Annotated in this window: 22 protein-coding genes; 18 read left to right on the top strand and 4 right to left on the bottom strand. The window is 41.7% G+C overall.

The window, feature by feature from the left end; all coding sequences use genetic code 11:
- Positions 1-80 precede the first annotated feature (80 nt).
- The 10 genes from ftsW (at position 81) to H0266_RS05200 (ending at position 12,824) form a co-directional block, all read left to right on the top strand.
- Positions 81-1,274 (top strand): putative lipid II flippase FtsW, encoded by a 1,194-nt coding sequence (gene ftsW / locus H0266_RS05245; RefSeq protein ID WP_181471313.1) that lies wholly within the window; start codon positions 81-83, stop codon positions 1,272-1,274.
- Positions 1,262-4,705 carry a pyruvate carboxylase gene (gene pyc, locus H0266_RS05240; protein WP_181471312.1) on the top strand — a complete coding sequence of 1,148 codons (3,444 nt, stop codon included), beginning with the start codon at positions 1,262-1,264 and terminating at the stop codon, positions 4,703-4,705. The genes ftsW and pyc overlap by 13 nt, the downstream gene beginning before the upstream one ends.
- A gap of 710 nt (positions 4,706-5,415) precedes the next feature.
- A complete protein-coding gene (gene cyoE, locus H0266_RS05235; protein WP_181471311.1) occupies positions 5,416-6,354 on the top strand; it encodes a heme o synthase in 939 nt (312 codons plus the stop codon).
- Between the two features lie 73 nt (positions 6,355-6,427).
- A complete protein-coding gene (gene coxB, locus H0266_RS05230) occupies positions 6,428-7,489 on the top strand; it encodes a cytochrome c oxidase subunit II (protein WP_181471310.1) in 1,062 nt (353 codons plus the stop codon).
- A gap of 40 nt (positions 7,490-7,529) precedes the next feature.
- Entirely contained in the window at positions 7,530-9,398 is a 1,869-nt protein-coding gene (gene ctaD / locus H0266_RS05225) for a cytochrome c oxidase subunit I (protein ID WP_181471309.1), read from the top strand.
- Positions 9,398-10,021, top strand: a complete 624-nt coding sequence (locus H0266_RS05220; protein WP_181471308.1) for a cytochrome (ubi)quinol oxidase subunit III — start codon at positions 9,398-9,400, stop codon at positions 10,019-10,021. The genes ctaD and H0266_RS05220 overlap by 1 nt, the downstream gene beginning before the upstream one ends.
- A gap of 3 nt (positions 10,022-10,024) precedes the next feature.
- Positions 10,025-10,351, top strand: a complete 327-nt coding sequence (ctaF, locus tag H0266_RS05215; protein WP_181471307.1) for a cytochrome c oxidase subunit IVB — start codon at positions 10,025-10,027, stop codon at positions 10,349-10,351.
- Positions 10,352-10,626: 275 nt separating this feature from the next.
- Positions 10,627-11,526, top strand: a complete 900-nt coding sequence (ctaG, locus tag H0266_RS05210; RefSeq protein WP_181471306.1) for a cytochrome c oxidase assembly factor CtaG — start codon at positions 10,627-10,629, stop codon at positions 11,524-11,526.
- 69 nt (positions 11,527-11,595) lie between these two features.
- Positions 11,596-12,051 carry a DUF420 domain-containing protein gene (locus H0266_RS05205; RefSeq protein ID WP_181471305.1) on the top strand — a complete coding sequence of 152 codons (456 nt, stop codon included), beginning with the start codon at positions 11,596-11,598 and terminating at the stop codon, positions 12,049-12,051.
- A gap of 230 nt (positions 12,052-12,281) precedes the next feature.
- Positions 12,282-12,824 (top strand): GNAT family N-acetyltransferase, encoded by a 543-nt coding sequence (locus tag H0266_RS05200; RefSeq protein WP_181471304.1) that lies wholly within the window; start codon positions 12,282-12,284, stop codon positions 12,822-12,824.
- 34 nt (positions 12,825-12,858) lie between these two features.
- On the opposite strand, the gene ytvI is transcribed toward H0266_RS05200, so the two are convergent.
- A complete protein-coding gene (ytvI, locus tag H0266_RS05195) occupies positions 12,859-13,917 on the bottom strand; it encodes a sporulation integral membrane protein YtvI (protein ID WP_181471303.1) in 1,059 nt (352 codons plus the stop codon).
- 130 nt (positions 13,918-14,047) lie between these two features.
- Positions 14,048-14,527, bottom strand: a complete 480-nt coding sequence (locus H0266_RS05190) for a YugN family protein (protein WP_181471302.1) — start codon at positions 14,525-14,527, stop codon at positions 14,048-14,050.
- A 203-nt stretch (positions 14,528-14,730) separates the two neighbouring features.
- Between H0266_RS05190 and H0266_RS05185 the strand changes: the two genes are divergently transcribed.
- From H0266_RS05185 to H0266_RS05170, 4 genes are all read left to right on the top strand, one after another.
- Entirely contained in the window at positions 14,731-15,159 is a 429-nt protein-coding gene (locus tag H0266_RS05185) for a CBS domain-containing protein (protein WP_181471301.1), read from the top strand.
- A gap of 594 nt (positions 15,160-15,753) precedes the next feature.
- Positions 15,754-16,773, top strand: a complete 1,020-nt coding sequence (locus H0266_RS05180) for a CAP-associated domain-containing protein (protein ID WP_181471300.1) — start codon at positions 15,754-15,756, stop codon at positions 16,771-16,773.
- 47 nt (positions 16,774-16,820) lie between these two features.
- Complete coding sequence (ylbD, locus tag H0266_RS05175) at positions 16,821-17,183, top strand: spore coat protein YlbD (protein ID WP_181471299.1); 363 nt, start codon at positions 16,821-16,823, stop codon at positions 17,181-17,183.
- Between the two features lie 206 nt (positions 17,184-17,389).
- Positions 17,390-17,833 carry a YlbF/YmcA family competence regulator gene (locus H0266_RS05170; RefSeq protein ID WP_181471298.1) on the top strand — a complete coding sequence of 148 codons (444 nt, stop codon included), beginning with the start codon at positions 17,390-17,392 and terminating at the stop codon, positions 17,831-17,833.
- Here H0266_RS05170 and H0266_RS05165 read toward each other — a convergent pair.
- Complete coding sequence (locus H0266_RS05165; RefSeq protein ID WP_181471297.1) at positions 17,830-18,156, bottom strand: hypothetical protein; 327 nt, start codon at positions 18,154-18,156, stop codon at positions 17,830-17,832. The genes H0266_RS05170 and H0266_RS05165 overlap by 4 nt on opposite strands.
- 163 nt (positions 18,157-18,319) lie before the next feature.
- Here H0266_RS05165 and H0266_RS05160 point away from each other — a divergent pair, with 163 nt between their 5' ends.
- Positions 18,320-18,598 (top strand): YlbG family protein, encoded by a 279-nt coding sequence (locus tag H0266_RS05160; protein ID WP_181471296.1) that lies wholly within the window; start codon positions 18,320-18,322, stop codon positions 18,596-18,598.
- A 150-nt stretch (positions 18,599-18,748) separates the two neighbouring features.
- Here the strand turns inward: H0266_RS05160 and H0266_RS05155 are convergent, their stop codons facing one another.
- Positions 18,749-19,138: a DUF7147 family protein gene (locus H0266_RS05155; protein WP_181471295.1), complete on the bottom strand. Its 390-nt coding sequence runs from the start codon at positions 19,136-19,138 to the stop codon at positions 18,749-18,751.
- A 123-nt stretch (positions 19,139-19,261) separates the two neighbouring features.
- On the opposite strand from H0266_RS05155, the gene H0266_RS05150 reads away from it, so the two are divergent.
- From H0266_RS05150 to coaD, 3 genes are all read left to right on the top strand, one after another.
- The gene (locus H0266_RS05150; protein ID WP_181471294.1) at positions 19,262-20,680 is read left to right on the top strand and encodes a hypothetical protein; all 1,419 of its coding nucleotides are present in this window, start codon (positions 19,262-19,264) and stop codon (positions 20,678-20,680) included.
- Between the two features lie 557 nt (positions 20,681-21,237).
- Positions 21,238-21,813, top strand: a complete 576-nt coding sequence (gene rsmD / locus H0266_RS05145; protein ID WP_181471293.1) for a 16S rRNA (guanine(966)-N(2))-methyltransferase RsmD — start codon at positions 21,238-21,240, stop codon at positions 21,811-21,813.
- Positions 21,814-21,828: 15 nt separating this feature from the next.
- Positions 21,829-22,305 carry a pantetheine-phosphate adenylyltransferase gene (gene coaD, locus H0266_RS05140; RefSeq protein WP_181471292.1) on the top strand — a complete coding sequence of 159 codons (477 nt, stop codon included), beginning with the start codon at positions 21,829-21,831 and terminating at the stop codon, positions 22,303-22,305.
- Positions 22,306-22,347: the final 42 nt, after the last annotated feature.

The following is a 22,347-nucleotide window of genomic DNA, read 5'->3' as shown; positions in this document are numbered from 1 at the left end:
CGCCCTCTGTTGTAATTTGAGTTTTTTTGTATAAAAAACGTTATGATAACGAAATCAATAAACATTGGGGATGAATAACGATGATACGACGATTGAAATCTTATGACTTTAGCTTATTATTTGCCCCTATCGCTCTAGCTGCATTCGGGACTGTAATGATCTATAGTGCCAGTATGGTATACGGACCAATTCGATTCGGATTGAGCAGTGACCATTTTCTTGTGAAACAAATCCAATGGCTTACTATCGGACTAATCATGATGGCTCTCGTGTCCGCAATCCCTTATAGACATTGGCAACGACTCACGAAATTGATCGTATTGTTTATGTTGTTGTCGCTTAGCTTCCTGTTCGTGTTCGGGAAAGAAGTGAACAATGCCGTATCCTGGTACGACTTAGGCTTCATGAACTTCCAACCTGCGGAATTCGTCAAGATCGGCTTGATCATTTACTTGGCATCGGTCTATGCGAAAAAGCAGAAATACATTAACCACTTTCAAAAAGCGGTGCTCCCACCACTCGTATTGACTTCCATCATTCTAGGCTTGATCGTGTTGCAGCCTGATATCGGTTCAGCTGCTGTCATCGGATTCATTGCTAGTTTGATCATCATGAGCTCTGGTATTCAGTGGAAGCATATTTTCTTACTTGTTATGGTGACGTTTGCTGTCATCGGTTTTGGTGCGACTCAGATGGTGACGGACGAACGCTTAGAGCGCTTTTCAGGAGCGTATCAACCATTTGAGTCACCGGATGAAGATGGGTACCATTTGATTCAATCCTATGTTGCGATTGGAACGGGTGGTTTGCTCGGGGAAGGAATTGGACAAGGTGTGCAAAAACTTGGCTATTTACCCGAACCTCATACTGACTTCATTATGGCTGTCATAGCCGAGGAGTTAGGGTTTATCGGTGTTGGTATTACGATAGGTTTACTCGCTCTCATCGTCTTGCGCGGTCTCTACATATCTTCAAAATGCCGTGATGCCTTTGGGGCTCTTTTGGCTTTAGGGATTTCATCCATGATTGGCTTGCAAGCGTTTATAAACCTAGGGGCGATGAGTGGATTATTACCTATTACGGGTGTAACCCTTCCATTTGTAAGTTATGGTGGTTCATCCCTTGTAATCTTGATGATTGCAATCGGGATTTTAAATAATATAGCAAGAACTGTCAAAGTAAGAGAAGCAGAGCGAGATGAACAAGTGGAAGAAGTAGGCGAGGAAGACTCTAAACCATTGACAAATCGAGGAGTGAGATCATGGCAGAATTGAAGAAGATCAATAAGGTGCTCGTTGCGAACCGTGGAGAGATCGCGATTCGTGTTTTCAGAGCCTGTACAGAGTTGAATATCCGTACTGTGGCGGTTTACTCTCAAGAGGATACAGGTTCTTTTCATAGATACAAAGCGGATGAAGCGTATCTAGTAGGGGAAGGAAAGAAACCGATTGACGCTTATTTGGACATCGAAGGAATTATTGAGATTGCTAAAAGCGTAGGTGTGGATGCCATCCATCCAGGATATGGATTCCTTTCTGAGAATATTCAGTTCGCTAAACGCTGTGAAGAAGAGGGGCTTACGTTCATCGGGCCGCATAGCGAACAGTTACATATGTTTGGAGACAAAGTAAAAGCAAGAGAACAAGCCATCGCGGCGGATATACCGGTGATTCCAGGAACGGATGGTCCGGTAAGTGGTCTTGATGAGATCCGTTCTTTTGGAAATGAACATGGCTACCCATTGATGATTAAGGCATCTATGGGAGGGGGCGGACGAGGCATGCGTGTCGTCCGAAATGCAGATACGCTTGAAGACTCTTACGACCGCGCCCGCTCTGAAGCACGTGCTGCTTTTGGCAGTGATGAAGTCTATGTCGAGAAATTGATAGAAGAACCGAAACATATCGAAGTCCAAATCATAGGAGATCAACATGGCAACCTCGTCCACTTGTATGAAAGGGATTGTTCTGTACAACGACGTCATCAGAAAGTGGTCGAAGTGGCTCCGAGTGTTGCCCTTTCGGATGACTTGCGGGAGCAAATTTGTGAAGCCGCTGTCAAATTGATGCGAAATGTTCAGTATGTGAATGCAGGGACTGTCGAATTTCTCGTTACGGGAGATGAGTTCTTTTTCATTGAAGTCAATCCTCGTGTTCAAGTAGAGCATACAATCACAGAAATGATTACGGGGGTAGATATTGTACAAACCCAGATCATGGTAGCAGAAGGTCATACCCTATTTTCAAAAGACATTGGAATTCCGGCACAGAAGGATATTCGTACGCATGGGTATGCCATCCAATCACGTGTAACGACAGAGGACCCATTGAATAACTTTATGCCTGATACTGGAAAGATCATGGCTTATCGATCAGGCGGTGGATTCGGAGTCCGGTTAGATGCGGGTAATGGCTTCCAGGGAGCGATTATTTCTCCTTACTATGATTCTTTACTCGTCAAACTGTCAACATGGGCACTCAGCTTTGAACAAGCAGCACAAAAGATGGTGCGTAACTTAAGAGAATTCAGGATTCGTGGTATCAAGACGAATATTCCTTTCCTGGAAAACGTCGTTCAGCATAAGCAATTCATCAATGGAGAGTACAATACGATGTTTATCGATCGTTCGCCAGAATTGTTTGTATTCCCAAAACGAAAAGACCGCGGAACTAAGATGCTGTCCTACATTGCTGATCGAACGATTAATGGATTTGAAGGCTATGGAAACCGGAAAAAACCGACTTATCAGAAACCAAGAATTCCGACGATCAAGCATAGCGAGCCATTTCCAAAAGGTACAAAACAAATCTTGGATGAGCGGGGGCCAGAAGGGTTAGCTGAATGGGTGAAAGAGAGGCCTGAAGTACTCCTAACAGACACGACATTCAGAGATGCGCACCAATCATTATTAGCGACTCGTGTGCGAACAAAAGATTTAGAAACGATTGCAGAACCAACTGCTCGCCTGCTTCCAGACTTATTCTCGATGGAAATGTGGGGCGGGGCGACGTTCGATGTATCGTACCGATTTTTAAATGAAGATCCTTGGGCTCGCTTGCTCAAACTGAGAGAACAATCTCCGAATGTTCTTTTCCAAATGTTACTTCGCGCATCAAATGCTGTAGGGTATAAAAATTACCCAGACAACCTGATTCGTGAATTTGTCGAGAAGAGTGCAAGTGCAGGTATCGATGTCTTTCGGATCTTTGATAGCTTGAACTGGGTAGAGGGTATGAAATTGACGATTGATGCGGTAAGGGAAACTGGAAAAGTCGCAGAAGCGGCCATGTGTTACACGGGAGATATCTTGGATTCTTCAAGACCGAAGTACGACTTGGCTTATTATACGAACGTAGCAAAAGAACTGCAGGACGCAGGGGCTCATATCCTTGGCATTAAAGATATGGCTGGCTTGTTGAAGCCTGAAGCGGCCTACCAATTGATTTCTACTTTGAAAGAAAATATTGATATCCCGATTCATTTGCACACACACGACACGAGCGGGAATGGAATCTTCACATATGCACGAGCGGTTGAAGCCGGTGTTGATGTCGTCGATGTCGCTACAGGGTCTATGGCCGGATTGACATCACAGCCGAGTGCCAACAGCCTTTACTATGCTCTTGAGGGTAGCGAACGCAAACCGAATGTAAATATCGATGCCTATGAAAAGCTTGGTCACTTTTGGGAAGATACACGGAAGTATTACGAGGATTTTGAGAGTGGCATGATGGCCCCTCACACAGAAGTGTACACGCATGAAATGCCTGGCGGGCAATATAGCAACTTACAACAACAAGCTAAAGCTGTAGGGCTTGGTAATCGCTGGGGTGAAGTGAAAACCATGTACCGTAGGGTCAATGATTTATTCGGAGATATCGTTAAAGTGACGCCTTCTTCTAAAGTCGTCGGGGATATGGCTTTGTTCATGGTACAAAATGACTTGAATGAGGATGACATTTTTGAGCGTGGCCAGTCTATTGACTTCCCGGATAGCGTTGTCGAGTTGTTCCAAGGATATTTGGGCCAACCATACGGTGGATTTCCTGCCGAACTTCAGCAAATCATCTTGAAAGGAAGAGAACCGATTTCCGTCAGGCCGGGTGAATTACTAGACCCAGTTGATTTTAATGATTTGAAGGAGACGCTTTTCCACAAACTGGACCGTCAAGTGACCAGCTTTGACATGATCAGCTTTGCTTTATATCCTAAAGTATTCATGGACAATCAGTCCTTTATAGAGCAATACGGAGATATGTCCGTGTTGGATACTCCGACATTCTTTTATGGAATGAGACTTGGTGAAGAGATTGAAGTGGAAATTGAGCAAGGTAAAACGCTGATTGTTAAGCTGGTTAGTGTCGGTGAGGCTCAGGTAGATGGTACACGAACAATCTACTTTGAATTGAACGGACAGCCTCGTGAGATTGTTGTTCGGGATGAGAATGTGAAGGCATCGGTTCAAGAAAGACCGAAAGCTGATAAATCCAATACTAAGCACATAGGTGCAACTATGCCAGGCACAGTCATTAAGGTGATTGCTGGTAAAGGAGAAAAAGTGAAGAAAGGCGATCACTTGATGATCACTGAGGCTATGAAAATGGAGACGACTGTTCAAGCACCTTTTGAAGGCGTAATTAAAGATATTCATGTAGAAAACAATGAAGCGATTCATGTGGGAGATCTATTGATTGAATTTGAATAGGGTCATGTCGTTTTAATTGTTGCTTTTAACCTGAAGCGACTGAAGAAAGCGTCTAGAGAATTCGAATCTCTAGGCGTTTTGTCTTTTGTTTGGACAGTTGATATGGACAACAATAAAAATAAGAGAAAAGTTTTATATCAGGCGAGAGATAAGAAGGTAGAAACAAGAAACTAATCCGACAAATATCGACATGTCGAGAACCTATATTAGGGCCAATAGTACACCAAGACTTTTTTCATTAATATATATCAAGTCACGAATAATCCCATCGTGTTGCAATGGAGAGTCCCTTTTCATTATTTCTAGAGATAAAAATCTTGTAAGTGAAATAAGAACGCAAGGTAGCCTACCATTTTTTGATATCATCCATTAATCTCTTGAAAAAACTTGCAATGTGTCCGCCATTTTGCTAGAACTATATAAGTACGATTTGTTAAATTAGTCGTTCCACTTCGTCATCTGTATAGTCGTTGTTAAAACAAGGCAAACTGGTCGATAATAGACAATAGAGCCGTTTCACAAAGTTGTCACAAATAAATAAAATTCTCCAGTTTAAATAGATAGAACATTGATTCCATGATACAATTATTTTGATGTTTCGAGTCGATTGCATCTTTACTATCTATGTAGAAATCTCGAAGCAGCCCTCGACTGACGAACAACTGGATAAAAGAATTAGGTCAGGGAGGTAGAAGGAGGAAGATATTACGATGGATAACCCAAGAACAGTCGAGACTACATCTGCAGATTTGATGGGCCAGTCGACTGTCCGTGAGTCTTCGTTGTTAGCTGATATTAAAAGTTTGATCAAGGTAGGAATTATCAATTCCAATTTAATTACAACCTTCGCGGGATTTTGGCTTGCGTTATATTTTACAGGATCGAGTTTCACGGATCATTGGGGCACTTTTGCTCTGACAATGTTCGGAACCGCTTTCGTAATCGCCGGAGGATGTATTATTAATAACTGGTACGACCGTGATATAGATCCTATTATGTCCAGGACGAAAACCCGTCCAACCGTAACCGGAACGATGTCACTATCTCTCATCAAATACATGGGGATTAGTACCTCGATTGCCGGAGTTATCATATTGATGTTTACAACTATTGAAGCAGCTCTTTGGGGAGCGTTTGGTTGGTTTGTTTATGTCGTTCTGTACACAATGTGGTCAAAGAGAAGGTACACGATCAATACAGTCATCGGAAGTTTCTCTGGTGCTGTTCCTCCCCTTATCGGCTGGTCAGCGATTGACCCAGGACTCCAATTAGAAGCAATCATTTTATTTTTGATGATGTTCATATGGCAAACACCGCACTTTTTAGCTTTAGCTATGAAGAAAAAAGAAGAGTACAAAGCAGCTGGCATTCCAATGTTGCCTGTTGTTCATGGTTTCAACATGACCAAGCGGCAAATTGTGATTTACGTTGCCTGCCTACTTCCATTGCCTATTTATTTGGCTTCACTCGGCAATGTATTTCTGACCATCGCATTCATCCTTTCCTTTGGTTGGTTAGCTTTAGGGATTGCCGGATTCTTCATGAAAGATGATTATAAGTGGGCGACTTGGATGTTTGTTTATTCTTTGAATTACTTGACCATCATATTTTTTGCGATGGTTCTAGTTACTTTACCATTACCTTTTTAACGTACTAGCTCACCATCTGAGTGAGCTAGTTCTTAAATAAAAAAGACTTAGAATAGAAAGAGAGGTATCACTCATGAGAGGTTGGATGGGAAAATTCCGTTCATTATTTTTATTTAGTACTCTAGCCTTGATCCTTTCGGGTTGTGGTGAAGAAAATTTGAGTGCTCTAAAGCCGAAAGGCTATAGTGCGGAATTATTATTAGATCTTATGTTGATCAGTATTGCGATAATGATCTTCGTCTTCGTTATCGTTATGGCCATTTATGTTTATGTTCTTGTCCGTTATCGCAAGAAGAAAGGACAAGAGGATATCATTCCGAAACAGACGGAAGGTAACAAAGCGTTAGAAGTGATTTGGACAGTAATTCCAATTATCCTACTTCTGGTACTCGCAGTTCCAACCGTACAAGCAACGTTCGACCTTGCCGATCAGTCTACACAAGGCGATGAAGGTGTACTCACCGTTGAAGTAACAGGTAATCAATATTGGTGGCACTTTAATTACCGAGGCGAGGAAATCGCTACAAGTCAGGAACTCTACATCCCGACTGGCGAGAGGGTATACTTAGACATGAAAGCTAGTGATGTGCTTCACTCCTTCTGGTTACCTGCTATTGCCGGAAAAATGGACACATTACCTGGCGAAAACATTAACACAATGTACTTAGAAGCTTATGAAGAGGGCGTTTACTGGGGACACTGTACAGAGTTATGTGGACCTTCACACTCCCTAATGGACTTTCGAGTCATTGCCGTGAGTCCTGAAAAGTATGATCAGTGGTTGGAAGATATGAAGAATGTTGACCCAGAGGCACAGCCGGAAACAACAACGGCTCAAGAAGGTCAGGAATTATTCAACAACAACTGCATGAGCTGCCACGCAATAGGTGGAGCATCTATGGGTGTTGGACCGAATTTAACGAACTTCGGGAACCGTGAGAAGATTGCTGGTATCCTCGATCCAACGAAAGAAAACTTAGTAGATTGGATCGTTCATCCTGATGAAATTAAACCAGGAAACAAAATGCCTGCAAACATAGTGGAACCAGAAGAAGCTGAAAAAATTGCGGATTATTTATTACAGCTAGAACACTCTTCTGTAGGCGTTGATGCTCCAACACAGACAGAAGAGTAATCGAGAGAATTATGAAAGAGGTTTAAAGGGAGGTTAAAGCGTGAGTACTGCAGTTGCACAAAAACGTGGACTTGCCGCAACGATTTGGGATTATTTAACGACGGTTGACCATAAGAAAATCGCTCTACTTTACTTATACTCCGGCGGTTTCTTCTTCCTAATCGGTGGGCTTGAAGCCATGTTAATACGTATTCAGCTGATGAAGCCTGATAACAATTTCATTTCAGCTGGTCTTTACAACGAAATGATTACCATGCATGGAACGACTATGATCTTCTTAGCGGCCATGCCTTTGATCTTTGCATTAATGAATGCCGTGGTTCCTTTACAGATAGGGGCAAGGGACGTAGCATTTCCATTCTTGAACTCCTTAGGATTTTGGTTGTTCTTCTTTGGAGGGATCTTACTTAACGTTTCATGGTTCACAGGTGGTGCCCCAGATGCTGGTTGGACCAACTATGCACCATTATCGACAACATCACCGGGCCATGGGGTAGATTATTATGTTATGGGGCTGCAAATATCTGGTGCAGGAACCTTGATCGCTGGGATTAACTTCCTAGTTACGATCATCAACATGAGAGCACCAGGGATGACATACATGCGTATGCCGTTGTTCACTTGGTCTACATTTGTTACCAGTGCACTTATTCTATTTGCATTTCCGGCTTTGACCGTTGGGTTGTTCTTAATGATGTTTGACCGTATGTTCGGTTCTGCATTCTTTGATGTAGCCCTTGGTGGTAACGTCATCATTTGGGAACACTTATTCTGGATTTTCGGTCACCCAGAAGTTTATATTCTGATTTTACCGTTATTTGGAGCGTTCAGTGATATTTTCTCTACGTTCTCCAGAAAGCGATTATTCGGTTATTCTGCGATGGTATTCGCAACCGTACTAATTGGTTTCTTAGGATTCATGGTATGGGCCCACCACATGTTCACAGTCGGTATGGGACCAATTGCTAACTCGATTTTCGCTGTTGCAACCATGGCGATTGCCGTACCAACAGGAATTAAAATCTTTAACTGGCTCTTCACGATGTGGGGCGGACAAATTAAGATGACTTCTGCGATGCTTTGGTCTGTTGCGTTCATTCCTTCCTTCACCATCGGTGGTATGACAGGAGTTATGCTTGCAGCCGCTGCTGCAGACTTCCAGTATCATGATACGTACTTTGTCGTTGGACACTTCCACTATGTAATCGTAGGTGGAGTCGTCTTCGGTATCTTTGCAGGTCTACATTACTGGTGGCCGAAGATGTTCGGTAAAGTGTTGAATGAGAAGCTTGGTAAGTTGGCATTCTGGCCATTCTTCATCGGTTTCCACTTGACATTCTTTATCCAACACTTCTTAGGCCTGATGGGTATGCCTCGTCGTTACTGGGTATTCCTCGAGGGACAAGGACTTGAAACAGGGAACTTGATCAGTACGATTGGTGCATTCTTCATGGCTATTGGTACAGTCATTTTCTTAATCAACATCGTCTATACAGCTATCAAAGAACCAAAAGTGGGGGGAGACCCTTGGGATGCTCGTACTCTAGAATGGTCCATTCCATCTCCACCGCCTCATTACAACTTTGTTCAAACACCACTTGTTCGTGGTCTAGACCCTCTTTGGGTAGAGAAGATGGACGGTAAAAAAGGCATGACTCCAGCTGAACCGCTTGGAGACATCCACATGCCAAACGGTTCTATTCTTCCGTTTATGATGTCTCTAGGTATGTTTATTGCCGGATTCGGCTTCATTTATCAAGTTGATAACAGTTCTTGGTTGATTGCGGTATTTATTGGTATGGGCATCACGCTAGGTTCTATGTTGACACGTTCCTTGAAGGATGACCTTGGTCACCATATTCATAAAGAGGAATTAGAAGCAGATATTAAAAAGGGGGTTGGCAAATAATGAGTCATGATGATGTACTAAATCCGAAGCAAATGCCACATGATCCGGAAAAAGCCACCCTTGAAGGTAAAAATAAATTCCTTGGATTCTGGTTTTTCCTTGGAGGCGAGACCGTTCTTTTCGCAAGTTTGTTTGGTACGTATCTTGCGTTGAATGGATCGACTCAAGGTGAGAATACACCTGAAAATTTATTTGGATTAGAGCTTGTCTTCATTATGACAATGCTTCTATTGACAAGTTCTTTAACAAGTGTGTACGCCATGTATCACATGAAGAACCATGACTTCGGTAAAATGCAGCTATGGTTAGTCATTACAGTGGCGCTTGGTTTGGCTTTCCTTGGCTTTGAGATTTATGAGTTTTATCACTACATTCACGAGTATGACTTTACATTCAGGTCTTCAGCGTTCGGTTCTGCCTTCTATACATTAGTCGGCTTCCACGGGGGACACGTATTGTTTGGACTTTGTTGGATTACGGCGCTGATCATTCGAAATCAAAAGCGTGGACTAAACCTATACAATGCACCGAAATATTATACTGCCAGCCTTTATTGGCACTTTATTGACGTCGTATGGGTATTCATCTTCACAGTTGTTTATCTTATGGGAAAGGTGGGGTAACCTATGGCAGATCACACAGGTTCCAAACCCGTTCACCAGGCAGAGTATGAAAGAAAACAGCACAGGGAAGAAATGAAGCAGCAAGTCATCAGTTTTGTGATGATGATTCTATTCACATTCGTTGCGTTCGGAATGGTCATGGCCGGGGTTGACTCGTTCTTTGTTATTCCAGTATTGCTACTTCTGGCAATTGTGCAAGTTGTTTTCCAACTCTATTATTTCATGCATATGAAAAACAAAGGCCATGACATGCCTGCTCTTATGATGTACGGCGGAGCAGCAGTGGCACTCCTAACGATTATCACATTTACAACCATCATTTGGTGGTAAGTGTACAAAAAGGACCGGTCTTCCGGTCTTTTTTTGTACACTTTTCTGAGTAAAGTACTCAGAGTAATCCGTCGTCAAACAAAGTATAAGTATAAGGAATATGAAAAGGGGCGTGTTTTTGAGAGCCCTCTAGGTGGAAAGTGAATGACTAAAAATATGAATAGATATGAAAGATTTATGAACAATGAAGATTATCGTCTTGAAGACCTCGTTTTTTAATTCAAAAACAGGTAGAATAGAGAAGTAAAATAGTCTATGTACTGAGGTGAGACACCATGTGGTTAGAGCTTCAATTATTTGGATTTCGTGCGTTGTGGAGTCCTTTTTATGCTTTGTTCATCCTATTGTTAGCTGCTACTTATTTTTATATAACAGGACCTGGTCGTCCGAAAGGGGAAGAGTCTGCTTCGTTTAAGCATCAAGTGTTTTTCTACACAGGTCTTGTTCTGCTTTATGTCGTCAAAGGGTCACCAGTAGATCTACTAGGCCATATCATGTTTACTGCTCACATGACACAGATGGCTCTCTATTATTTACTATTCCCTATCTTGATTATCAAAGGTCTGCCATCTTGGATATGGAGAAAGCTATTTGATATGAAGGGGCTAGCTCCCGTTTTGCGGTTACTTACGAAACCACTCATTTCTCTCTTGCTGTTTAATGGGTTGTTTTCGATGTATCATATGCCTGGTGTTTTTGACTATGCAAAATCCGACGAAATAGCGCACACTGTGATAACAACGATTATTCTTATTACAGCCTTTGCGATGTGGGTTTCTGTTTTTCCTCCACTAAGGGAATTGGATAGAATAAGCCCGATTATGAAAATCGGATTTATATTTGCTAACGGGGTCTTAATTACACCAGCTTGTGGGTTGATCATTTTCGCAGAAGCACCGCTCTATGAAACTTATTCAGAGGCTGGAGCTTGGATTCAAGCCCTTAGCTTATGCGTACCGGCAGGTGTACTAACCGATATAGCATCAAGCCTTAGTGGGCCTAGTTACTTTACACCAATGCCTCTTGTTGAAGACCAGCAATTAGGCGGAATTATCATGAAGGTCACTCAAGAGATTATCTTCGGTGCAATCATTGCTTACGTCTTCTTCGGATGGTTCAGAAAAGAAGGAGATATTGTCGATCCGATGCCTTCACAAGTATCAACAGAATCATAAGGGGGACGTCGATTTTTTCGACCTTCCTTCTTACTTTACTAATTAGACCGTTTGAATTGAGGTGGATGTATGCCATTATTACCTACGTTGAGTACGTTTTTTATTGTGTTAAGTGCTGTCCTTGTAGCCATAGGCTGGAGACTTATTGTGAAAAACAAACGAAAAGCACATAAAGGTGTCATGATCAGTGCTGCGATTAGTGCTCTTACTTTTTTCATTATTTACTTAAGCCGTACAATCTTTGTTGGGAACACGAGCTTTGGCGGACCAGACGATATCAAAATCTACTATACCATTTTTCTGATTTTTCATATCATATTGGCGACGGTAGGGGCTGTCTTCGGGATTGTGACGTTAACATTAGCTTTTAAGCGTAACATTGCGAAGCACCGACGAATTGGGCCAGTCACAAGCATTATTTGGTTTTGCACAGCAATAACTGGGGTTGCCGTTTACATGCTGTTATATATTATTTATGATGGTGGAACGACTACTAGTATGATTAAAGCTATTCTCGGTACATAGCTTGTATGAAGACATCAATGAAAGCGACTGGCTTTCATTGATTTTTTTTTATAAAAGAAGATAATTAGAACAATGAGATTACTGAGACGTGATTGTGATGGAATGTGTTTAATAAAAGGGGCTTTTTTCTTGGATACGGGTACGGAAATTGTTTAAGGTTATTGAAGAACAGGTATATAGGACAGTATGAGTAAACCACATACATAAATATTACTAGGAGGTTTCTATTAATGGAACTTAAAACAAACCGCCTTCAGCTCATTCCCATTACAGTTGATTTAGCTCAGATGTTAATGAAGAATTCGTTGGCTTTTTACTATAAATACCAGTTACCTTGGAATAAAAATTGGCCGCATGATGGTTTGAAGGCCTTACTTCCGATCTATGCAGAAAAACTGGAGAGTGACGAGGACCAGCTAGGTTTCGGACCTTGGGTGATGATTGATATCGACGGAGAACACGTTGTAGGGGATATTGGATTTAAAGGAAAGCCTGATGAAGAAGGTACGATTGAAATAGGCTTTCACGTCGTCGCATCAGAGCGGAACGCTGGATATGCTACGGAGGCCGTTGACAACATGTGTGAATGGGCATTTACTCAGCCAGAAGTAAAAGGAATTGAAGCACAGTGTGATAAAGCGAATATTTCCTCACAGAAAGTATTGATTAATAATGGATTTACACACGCGGGGAGACACCGAGATATCTTTTTGTTCAAGAAAGAAAAAAGTGTTCATAAGACAGAAGAGGATTCATTTAAAGAAGGCCTATAAGCAAAAAGGACAGCCAACGAAGGCTGTCCTTTTTCTATAACTTGAAGTTCCATCGAATTATTCCTGCTTCTTTGGCAGAGTTAAAAGCGATCACTAGAAGAGGTCCGAGAATAAAGCCGGCTAGACCAATAAGCTGAAGGCCCAAGTACATAGCGATTAATGTAGCTAGTGGAGACAGTCCAATATGACGCCCCATTACTTTTGGTTCAACGGTACGGCGAATGGCTAATAGAACGACTGCAAGTAACCCTAGTTTGGTTCCCATCGCAACATCGCCTGCAATAAGCATATAGATCGACCAAGGCCCTAATATGACTATGGACCCAATAATAGGGATGAAGTCAATGATCCAAATGATTAATGACATAACGAGGGCAACTTCTGGTGCAATCCAAAGCAATCCGATTAAAGTGACGAAGAAAATGATAATACTTACTAAAAATTGGGCTTTTAAGAAGCCGAAAACAACATACCCCAATCGCGCGTTCATGAATTTCACTTTTTCCGATGTTGCTTCAGTGAAGTGCTCATGCATTTTATCTTTCAATCGAGGCAATTCTAACATAAACAGGAACAGGGCGATTAAATAAACCAGTAGACTGACTAAATACTCTGGGATTTTTGCAGCAAATGCTGCAATGTTGGATAGCTGCAGTTTCTCAGAAAGGGTGCCGGTCGTTCTGTCAACGGTATTCGTAATCTCTGCTGTTACTTTGTCAACGAATTCTTTAGGCATATTTTGCGTGAAACTATTCATATTGCTTTCCCAGTTCAGAAGTACATTATTCATTTGATTAATATACTCTGGAGCGTTATCAGCTAACTGGACAATTTGAGCTACTGCTCTCGTTACAGTAAAGGCCCCTAGCAAGCCAAGAAAAACGAGGAAAATCAAAAATACAATCGTGACCGACATTTTGCGGTTCAAACGGAATCGGAATTGAATCCACCGGACAGTAGGGTTTAAAAATAGTGCCGTGACCAGTGCTAAGACTAATGGAACGGAGACAGGCAATATAAAATAACTAGCAACAATAAGTAAGGCGGCTAATAGTATGACAATCCATTGTTTTTTCGTTAGATATCGGAACAATTTCTTTATGTAGCTCCTTTCCCCTGAAGACTGCTCCTACAAGAGCTATGTGTGCATTGTTAAAAAGAGTCGCTCATCATCTGACATGATGTGCGACTCCGTTTCATTCATCCGGTCCGAGGAGAGAACCTTACTTACGGTTTTCCGGATTGTTGGAAAGCTCTTTGACTTTATCAAGAATTTCTTGATTGTTGTTTTCTTTTGCCCAGTTTTTTAGTTTATCCAAGACAACGTGTTCTGGAACTTGGCTATGGTATTTCTCAGCAGGTTCAACTACTTTTTGGATTAGATGTCTTGCTCTTTCGATTGTACCACTCGAGAAGCCTTCTTGTTCGCCATACTCGACACCGTGTGGGTAATAGTGACGACCAAGTAGTGGGTTCATCAAAGTGATGACAGCATCTCCTTTGTCAACATCGCCTTCAATGGCAAAGCCTTGAATACGAACATAATACGTAATGTTCTTTTCAGGTGCTTCCATCTTGTAATCATATGTGACACGCTCATAATCCCAAGATCCTCCAAGGATAAATCCGTTTCTTTCTAATAGTTCTGTTAATGGTTTGAAATCAAGAACTAAACCATCTAGACCAGTGCCTTCTAACTTCATTACTTCCACCTCACCTGTAGTTATGTATCTTCATTCATTTTAATATGAAAACGTTTGACATGCAATTGCTCGACAATTACCTTTCTTACTATCCGCTTGTGCCTCTACATTATACTACAAATAGACATTCCTTGCATGTAATAAATTTGACGAAACGGGGACAATAAGAACTGATATTGAATTGACTCAAAGGAGGAACCATCATGAAAACTGTCAAAGATATCATGACTAAAGATGTATCTGTATGTCGTACAGACTCATGCCTTAGTGATGCTGCTAAAATGATGAAAGAGAAGAATGTAGGAGCGCTTCCAATCTGTGATAACCAGGGCAACCTAATGGGTATGGTCACGGACCGTGACCTTGTTCTTCGTGGATACGCAGAGAAACAGCCTGAGTCTACACCCGTACAACAGGTTATGAGTGATCATCTGTGTCAATGTGGTCCTGAGACATCACTTGAAGAAGCGAGCAAACTGATGGCGGAGCATCAAGTACGTCGTCTTCCTGTTGTCGAAAACGGCAAAATGACGGGAATTGTTTCTTTAGGTGACTTATCACTCGATCAAATGTCTGATCAGGCTGCTGGGCAAGCGCTTCATGAAATTTCTGAGCGTCCAGAACTTCATTAAGGTAGGGAAAAGATCTGCTTTTAGCAGGTCTTTTCTTTTTGTCTTCATGAATGATTATTTCAAAATCAAACATTAACTATGTTTCAATCATAGATGCTCTTATCTGTCTTATACTTAATAGAAGGGGGTATTCCTCTCTCACATCCCACAGGAGTCTCATCATTTCCCGGACCTTCTCGCTTTTATGAGGAGAACGGAAACATTGAAGCTAGCCGGTAATTAAAAGACATCATGCAGAAGGGGGATTTGTTCAGGGAAGTGGCTTTGCTCTATCAGCTGCCTCATTCTTCATGTTAAGGGTTTCGTTCCTCTCCATATCGAAAAGGGGTGGTTTTGAAACTGCGAGACTCCCGCGGGAGAAGGACCTAGGCGAGACCCCACAGGGAGTTTCAACGACCGAGGAGGCTTGCCGGTCCCCCGCAGGAAAGCGAGTTGTTTCAAAACCAGCCCCTGCTCTTAATATGGTGACGAACCCCGAAGATCTCGAAATCAAGTCTTTCATAACACAGCCCGATTCTTAAAGAAGGATTGTGGGAAATCACAACATTGAATGTTAACAGGTTCTAAAGAAAAGGTATCGGAGGAGGGACTGGAGTGAAGCGATTTATCATGTTGTGCGTGATCACCTTCGTGCTTATTATGGGTTACAGCGAGTGGGGAGAATCTCCTTCACCACCTCCTTCAGCTGTTAAAGATAATCCCATAGAAGCAACATTTTCAGAAGAGGAACCGGAATTTGAGCTAAAAGAAGTCGATTGGATGGGGATGTCTACTGAAAAAGTGATTCAATTGGTTGGAGAACCTACATGGAAATCACCTAGTGAATACGGATATGAATGGTGGACGTATGAAGGGGAAGAGCAGACATACAAGCAGATTGGGATACAGGACGGACAAGTTGTAACAGCTGTTTTTCTAGGCGGAGAAGCGACGATCGAAGGTATGGCGATCGGTCAAGACTACAATCGAATTAAGTCCGATCAATCGTTTCAGTCGACTTTCGCTTTAGAGAGCGAAGGGGCGTACAGATTTGAGTTGACGAGTCAGGACTTGAAAGAACGTCCGTTGGTTGAGATAGATGAACAGTGGACGGCTCAATTGTATTTTGACACGTTTATAAACAAATTAGCAGCCATTCGATTAATAAGAAATGATGTGTTATTGAAAATGCAGCCTTACAAAACAGTGTATAGAGGCGTGTTACCTCGCTCGCTTCCACTAGAACGAGATGAATGGGAGGAAGTAGAGACGGGAATGGAAAAACAGATAATTTCACAAACCAATCATTTTAGGCATACGCATAATCTCAGCAAGCTGATTTTTCATAAGCAGGCTTCAAACGTCGCTTTTCTCCATAGCAGGGATATGGATGAGAAGAATTATTTCTCTCACTATGCACCAGATGGTAAAGGGTTAGAGGACAGGATGCAGGGCATATCTTATCAAGAGGCTGGAGAAAACATTGCTGCCCAATATGTTGATGCGACAGCCGCTGTTCATGGGTGGTTAAACAGTGCAGGACATAGGGAAGCGTTGCTCAATTCAGCTTATACTCATTTGGGAGTTGGGGTTTACCACCGATACTATACGCAAAATTTTTTAACGCTTCCATAAAGCATCGCATAGGCTACAATGTAGATTGAATAGCGAGGTGTGAAACGATGAGTAACCAAGATTTACACCCAAGTGTGCAGCGCTTCAAAGAGTTCGTCGACAATAAGCCAAAGGTGAAGAATCAACTGAGGAAGAATCATAAATTAATCCAGAGCTACTATGAGAAGTGGATGATTCTTGGAGAGGATGATCCTTTCTGGAAATCCCTACCTTCTGTCAAAAAGGAATCACAGACGAATAAAATGGAGTGGATCAAACAATTAGGTGTGATGATGGAAGATGTTAATTGGGAGGAAGTCTCGCGTCAAATTGACGAGTTGAATGGCGCCATTGGTCAGTTCCAGCAATTGATTTCTGATGTTAAACGGGAAAAAAGCACTAAGCATGAAATGGAGTATCCTTATTTTTAATTCGTTTAAGCAGATGAGTGGAAACAAAAATAGGCCCAGGCAAAGCGTATGTGCCTGGGCCTATTTTTCGCTTCGCCTCGGTGTTCGTAAGTTTAAAAAATCCAGGGACTACTTAGTGACCCTCCCCATTTTCTGTAAAGATCAAGCTGAACGCATTTCTTTCTTCTCTTCCATTTGATAAGATGGAAGAGGAGGTGGACATCAGTATGCTAGCTACAATGGAGATTGTCGATCTACTTGACCACTCGGAAGCCATCGGGGATATGGTCATGAATTCAGAAACAATGCAAGAATATAATCAAGCGAAATTCGCGCTTGAAAACGATAAAGAAGCCCAAAGGCTGATTAAGCAGTTCGCTGATATGAAGGAGCATTATGAGGACGTTCAACGATTTGGACGTTATCATCCTGATTACAACACGATTATGAAGAAAGTTCGTGCTGTGAAAAGGGAAATGGACATGCATGAGAAGGTCGCAACTTTCAAAAAAGCGGAACGAGAAGTTCAAAAACTGCTTGATGAAATCAGTCAATCAGTGGCATTCAGTGTAAGTGATCAGATAAAGGTCCCGAAAAACGGTATGGCATTGACCGATTCTGGATGTAGTGGTGGCTGTGGAAGCGGTGGTAGCTGTGGTTGTGCTTCCTAGGAAGTAAAACGAATACAATCATCACATAAATTTCCGCAACAGAACATTTTTCGTTGCGGAACCAAAAACCGAACACGGTACACATAAAACGCCTGACTCTTGCGGACGAAACTCATCTCAAGTGTCAGGCGTTTTCCTCTCATTGCCTTTGCAGCACAGAATTTCAAAGCGTCTTCGATCATCCGTTTATCAACCTCAGCCTCTGGCCATAAATAGGCAAAAGGAAGCCCGGCAATTTTCTTCAATTCGATTTCTTTCATTAATGTAGAGCTGTTTAATTCTTGTTCGAACGTGTGGAATGCCTGTTCATGATCCGTTCTCATCTATCATCATTCCTTTCCTCGTTACCATGACAAGACAAACATACTGGCCAATGGACTTTTGCTAGGATTTGGTATTCAGAATATTCTTAGCAGACGATGATTGCTGAATGCTCCCTTATTTGGTAAACTATCGTTAAATACCTTGATAAAGTAGGGATTCTTTATGCGAAGAACAAAACGGCAAGGAATCATCGTCTATTTCCAACATATGAAAAATGTTCGGCAAATCAAGAAACATGGTCACCTTATCCATGCTTCAAAAAAACATAAGTATGCTTTAGTTTATGTGAATCAAGATGATTTGGAATTTAAAATGGAGAAATTAGAGCGTCTACCGTTCGTTTCCCGTGTTGTTCCTTCCCATAAACCTGAGATTCAAACAGACTTTGAAAATGCAAAGCCTGATAAAGCGAAGCAGTATGATTATAAAATGGGAATTTAATCGATCTTGTAAATAAAAGAGTTCAGCGCGGATAGAGTAGATCCGTGCTGAACTCTTTTTTTAAAACCATTTTGGCAGTGGATATACTAAGAAATAAGATATAAGAACAATCTTTATTCAGGCCTAATGTTGCGTGCTATTCGTCCGATATTAAGAAAGTGGTGCGATGAATTTGTTTGTACGTAATATTCCGATCAGATGCTGATAGAAGAGTTCGGTTTCAGGATATATCGTTGATGGTTTAATGGTGAATTCAGCCACATCTTTTCCTGCTTTTGCAGCGACCTCTTGAAATAAATCAAACCGTTTGTTCGGTTTTTCGTGAGGGTTCGGAATGCCTTCTCTACATATATAAATAGGCTGGAATTTGTTCTCCCGACCTGGAATCATGACAAAGGCTAAAGATGCAACGGGTTGTCCATCTTTTTCACTATAGAAGGCAATGGCGTGTTGAATGCGATCTGGCATGCGTTCACCTAGTTCAAGAAGCTCGTATATATCGGAGTAACCTTGACCAAGTTCGATAAATTTTTGAATCATCACGGGTTCTTCCTTTCCATTTGACAGATAGCTTAACATTAGCATGAATTGAGAGAGTTGTGAACTCCTCAAGAATACAAAGATTTGATATGATAAAGACATTACACAGGAAGGAGGAAGGGGATGAAGAAGGTACTGTTGCCCGTTCTACTATTTGTTTCAGTTTCATCACTTCTTCTTCTCTACCAGTGGGGATCGTATGATCAACCAGGGGAGAACGTGTCAGCTGATCAATCGGTAGAAGCTATCAAAGTGGATATTAAAGTCAAACGAGATCAGTTTATAGTAGAGTACACGTTTAACGAATGGGAGAGTGGTACATACTTGGTCCTTCCTCCGAACGATCAAGTGAAAGTATTGTGTTCTCCGGATTGTGATATCAAAAAAAGGAAAAATGGGTATAAATGGGCCAATGATTCATCAAAGCCTATGACCCTCACTTATCAACTTCCCTATAAAGAAGGCACCCAAGCCTTCTCATGGACCCTTGAATTTATGAGAAATAATGAAAAGATGAATCCCTCTTATCAGGTCTCCCTAGAGGACTATGTGAACCAAGAGTATACATGGATTGGCCTCACTACAAAGAATTCCGACATAAAAAAAGATTTTGTCCGCTACTATCAATTTCAACCCACTTCCCACCCGAATTTTCCTCTATTATTACTCACGAACCCTACCAAAGGGGTTTGGGATGCAGGGAAATGGATGGTCACATATTCTAAAGAGAATGAGTTAAAGGATGAAACGAAACGACGGATCCTTGAACTCACATCAGAATATGCTCCTGCTTTAATCGAATTGGACCAGTCTGAAAGTGAAAGCGGTGAAGGGGTTGTGTCGATCAAGGGGAGAGACATGAGTCAATTAGAGCGTGTCGTCTTCTTAAAGCAGTTGAAGGGTCAATATCCTGAAACGGATCAAGATTGGGTGTTTGATACCCTTGAGAAAGTTTTCTTTTCCTCAGGAGATCAATCAACAAAATCAGGGGTCATGGCTCTGGATATTCAAGCCACTTTGTCTGACGAACAGCTGAATGTGCTCAAGGAAAAGCTTCTTCAACAGTCAAATGAAGGCACATTGATTAAGCGAGCCGACAACCTCCTGTCAGAGGTTTATGGAAAAACGACGTCATACTTCAGCCTGAATAATGGTAAATCACCAGTCATTCCTCTATATTATCGTTACGATAAGGGATTAATGTGGTCAGATGATTCATTTAAAGGGTCGATGATTTTAGTTCGTGGAGAAGAATATTTACCTTTTGAGGCAATGGTGAAACGAGCGAATTACAGATTGACGAAATTTGAATCTGACAAGTTGTTCCGTGTGGAAGTGCCTGGTAGAACGTACCGGTTCTATTTAAATAGATCGACTTTTATATTAAATGAACAAGAATTCGGGGTAGCCAATGATTTGCTTCGTATGATTGATGGTAAGCTCTATATGAAGAAGGAATACGTGGAAGATTTATTGGATATTGCTGTGTACGAACAAGAAAATCAAATAATGCTGCAAAAAAAAATAGGGCTGCCCAACTAGGCAGCCCATCTTTTTTGTGCTTCTATCGAAGCTCAAAAAAGTAAAGGGAGAGGAGAAACCGGAGGAAGTGCTTATGGGGATGTAAGCCTTCTCCGTTTTCAGAAGCAGTAAATCCGCTTCATTGGTAGTATGGACGGGTAGGTTTGGATTTATTCAACGTAAGATAATTTTTTGGTTAGTTTAATGTCGTGATGTAAATAGCTATGCATGTTCAATAATCGGGCAGAATTGCTGAATACTTGATTTTGGGAGGTATAGGGTCCATCACCTATGAAATTGAGCCGGACAACAGATGCACAATTTTGGACATGAACTTGCTTAATCCGGACAAGCGCCCTCATATTGGACATATACTCAGTCTATTCAGAGAGAGTGTACGCTTATTCGGGCACCCACTCTTCCTAACGAATAGGCCCAGCAGTCTCACCCTAGAGTATCAAAGATGGGGTGGATTATTTGAATCCCATAAACAAATGAAAAACGAACATAAACCATGGCTTTGAAATAATATACTCGATTGTCGCCTGCGTATGTATTTTATGGTAGGATTATGGGGAATGTTGTTAGAAAGAGGTGTCAAACGAATGCGAGTCATAGCTGGTGATTTTAAAGGTAGACAACTGAAGTCTGTCCCGACTCATCAAACGAGACCAACGACCGATAAGGTGAAGGAAGCCGTCTTTCATGTCATCGGACCTTTTTTTGAAGGTGGAAGAGCGTTGGATTTATTTGCTGGAAGTGGTGGGCTAGGGCTGGAAGCTTTAAGCCGGGGTGTCGAGTCTTGTGTGTTTGTCGATCAGCAACACAAAGCGATTCAAACCATATATGAAAACATTAAAATACTGGGTGTTGAAGACCGAACGGAAGTGTTCCGCACGGATGCGAAGAGAGCGTTGAAAGCTGCTGGGAAGCGTGGCCTCACATTTGATTACATCTTCCTTGATCCTCCGTATAAGAAGTTTTCCTATGAGGATTTAATGGAAGCGCTTTTAGAGCATCAACTTATTTCGGATCATGGAATCGTGATTTGTGAACATGATGCGTCTGAGAAAATCCCAGAGGACGTCGGGAGACTTCAATTACAAAAAACGGATATTTATGGAAGTAATATTGGAGTATCCATTTTCAAATAAAGGAGGGAAACCCATATGACTAAAGTAGCGATTTGTCCAGGGAGTTTTGACCCGATTACATACGGTCATCTAGATATTATTCAACGAGGGGCCAAAGTGTTTGATCATATCATTGTCGCCGTGTTCAATAACCAAAGTAAAGCACCGCTATTTGACGTTGATGAGCGCTTGGCTTTACTACGTGAAGTGACAAAAGATATGGACAATGTATCTGTAGACTCTTGTGATGGTTTGTTAATGGATTATGCAAAAGAAAAGAATGCACAGGCCATTATTCGCGGATTACGTGCGGTCAGTGATTTTGAATATGAGATGCAGATCACATCGATGAACCGTAAATTGAATGAGGAGATTGAAACGTTCTTCATGATGACGAATAATCAATATTCCTTCTTGAGCTCGAGCATTGTCAAAGAGGTCGCGAAATATCGCGCAAACATTTCCGACCTAGTTCCACCACCCGTTGAAAAAGCTCTCCAGGAAAAATTCTAAAAAGAAGCAGTACTTCAGAAATAAACGGGTTGTTCATACAAG

This window comes from Halobacillus locisalis (genome assembly GCF_013694105.1).
In the GTDB taxonomy this organism is placed as follows: Bacteria; Bacillota; Bacilli; order Bacillales; family Halobacillaceae; genus Halobacillus; species Halobacillus locisalis.
This window is presented reverse-complemented; position numbering and strand designations above follow the sequence as displayed.

Coding starts and splice junctions, on each gene's coding strand:
- ftsW (WP_181471313.1), top strand. CDS start 81: ATGATACGACGATTGAAATCTTATGACTTTAGCTTATTATTTGCCCCT.
- pyc (WP_181471312.1), top strand. CDS start 1,262: ATGGCAGAATTGAAGAAGATCAATAAGGTGCTCGTTGCGAACCGTGGA.
- cyoE (WP_181471311.1), top strand. CDS start 5,416: ATGGATAACCCAAGAACAGTCGAGACTACATCTGCAGATTTGATGGGC.
- coxB (WP_181471310.1), top strand. CDS start 6,428: ATGAGAGGTTGGATGGGAAAATTCCGTTCATTATTTTTATTTAGTACT.
- H0266_RS05220 (WP_181471308.1), top strand. CDS start 9,398: ATGAGTCATGATGATGTACTAAATCCGAAGCAAATGCCACATGATCCG.
- ctaF (WP_181471307.1), top strand. CDS start 10,025: ATGGCAGATCACACAGGTTCCAAACCCGTTCACCAGGCAGAGTATGAA.
- ctaG (WP_181471306.1), top strand. CDS start 10,627: ATGTGGTTAGAGCTTCAATTATTTGGATTTCGTGCGTTGTGGAGTCCT.
- H0266_RS05205 (WP_181471305.1), top strand. CDS start 11,596: ATGCCATTATTACCTACGTTGAGTACGTTTTTTATTGTGTTAAGTGCT.
- H0266_RS05200 (WP_181471304.1), top strand. CDS start 12,282: ATGGAACTTAAAACAAACCGCCTTCAGCTCATTCCCATTACAGTTGAT.
- H0266_RS05190 (WP_181471302.1), bottom strand. CDS start 14,527: ATGAAGTTAGAAGGCACTGGTCTAGATGGTTTAGTTCTTGATTTCAAA.
- H0266_RS05185 (WP_181471301.1), top strand. CDS start 14,731: ATGAAAACTGTCAAAGATATCATGACTAAAGATGTATCTGTATGTCGT.
- ylbD (WP_181471299.1), top strand. CDS start 16,821: ATGAGTAACCAAGATTTACACCCAAGTGTGCAGCGCTTCAAAGAGTTC.
- H0266_RS05170 (WP_181471298.1), top strand. CDS start 17,390: ATGCTAGCTACAATGGAGATTGTCGATCTACTTGACCACTCGGAAGCC.
- H0266_RS05165 (WP_181471297.1), bottom strand. CDS start 18,156: ATGAGAACGGATCATGAACAGGCATTCCACACGTTCGAACAAGAATTA.
- H0266_RS05160 (WP_181471296.1), top strand. CDS start 18,320: ATGCGAAGAACAAAACGGCAAGGAATCATCGTCTATTTCCAACATATG.
- H0266_RS05155 (WP_181471295.1), bottom strand. CDS start 19,138: ATGATTCAAAAATTTATCGAACTTGGTCAAGGTTACTCCGATATATAC.
- H0266_RS05150 (WP_181471294.1), top strand. CDS start 19,262: ATGAAGAAGGTACTGTTGCCCGTTCTACTATTTGTTTCAGTTTCATCA.
- rsmD (WP_181471293.1), top strand. CDS start 21,238: ATGTTGTTAGAAAGAGGTGTCAAACGAATGCGAGTCATAGCTGGTGAT.
- coaD (WP_181471292.1), top strand. CDS start 21,829: ATGACTAAAGTAGCGATTTGTCCAGGGAGTTTTGACCCGATTACATAC.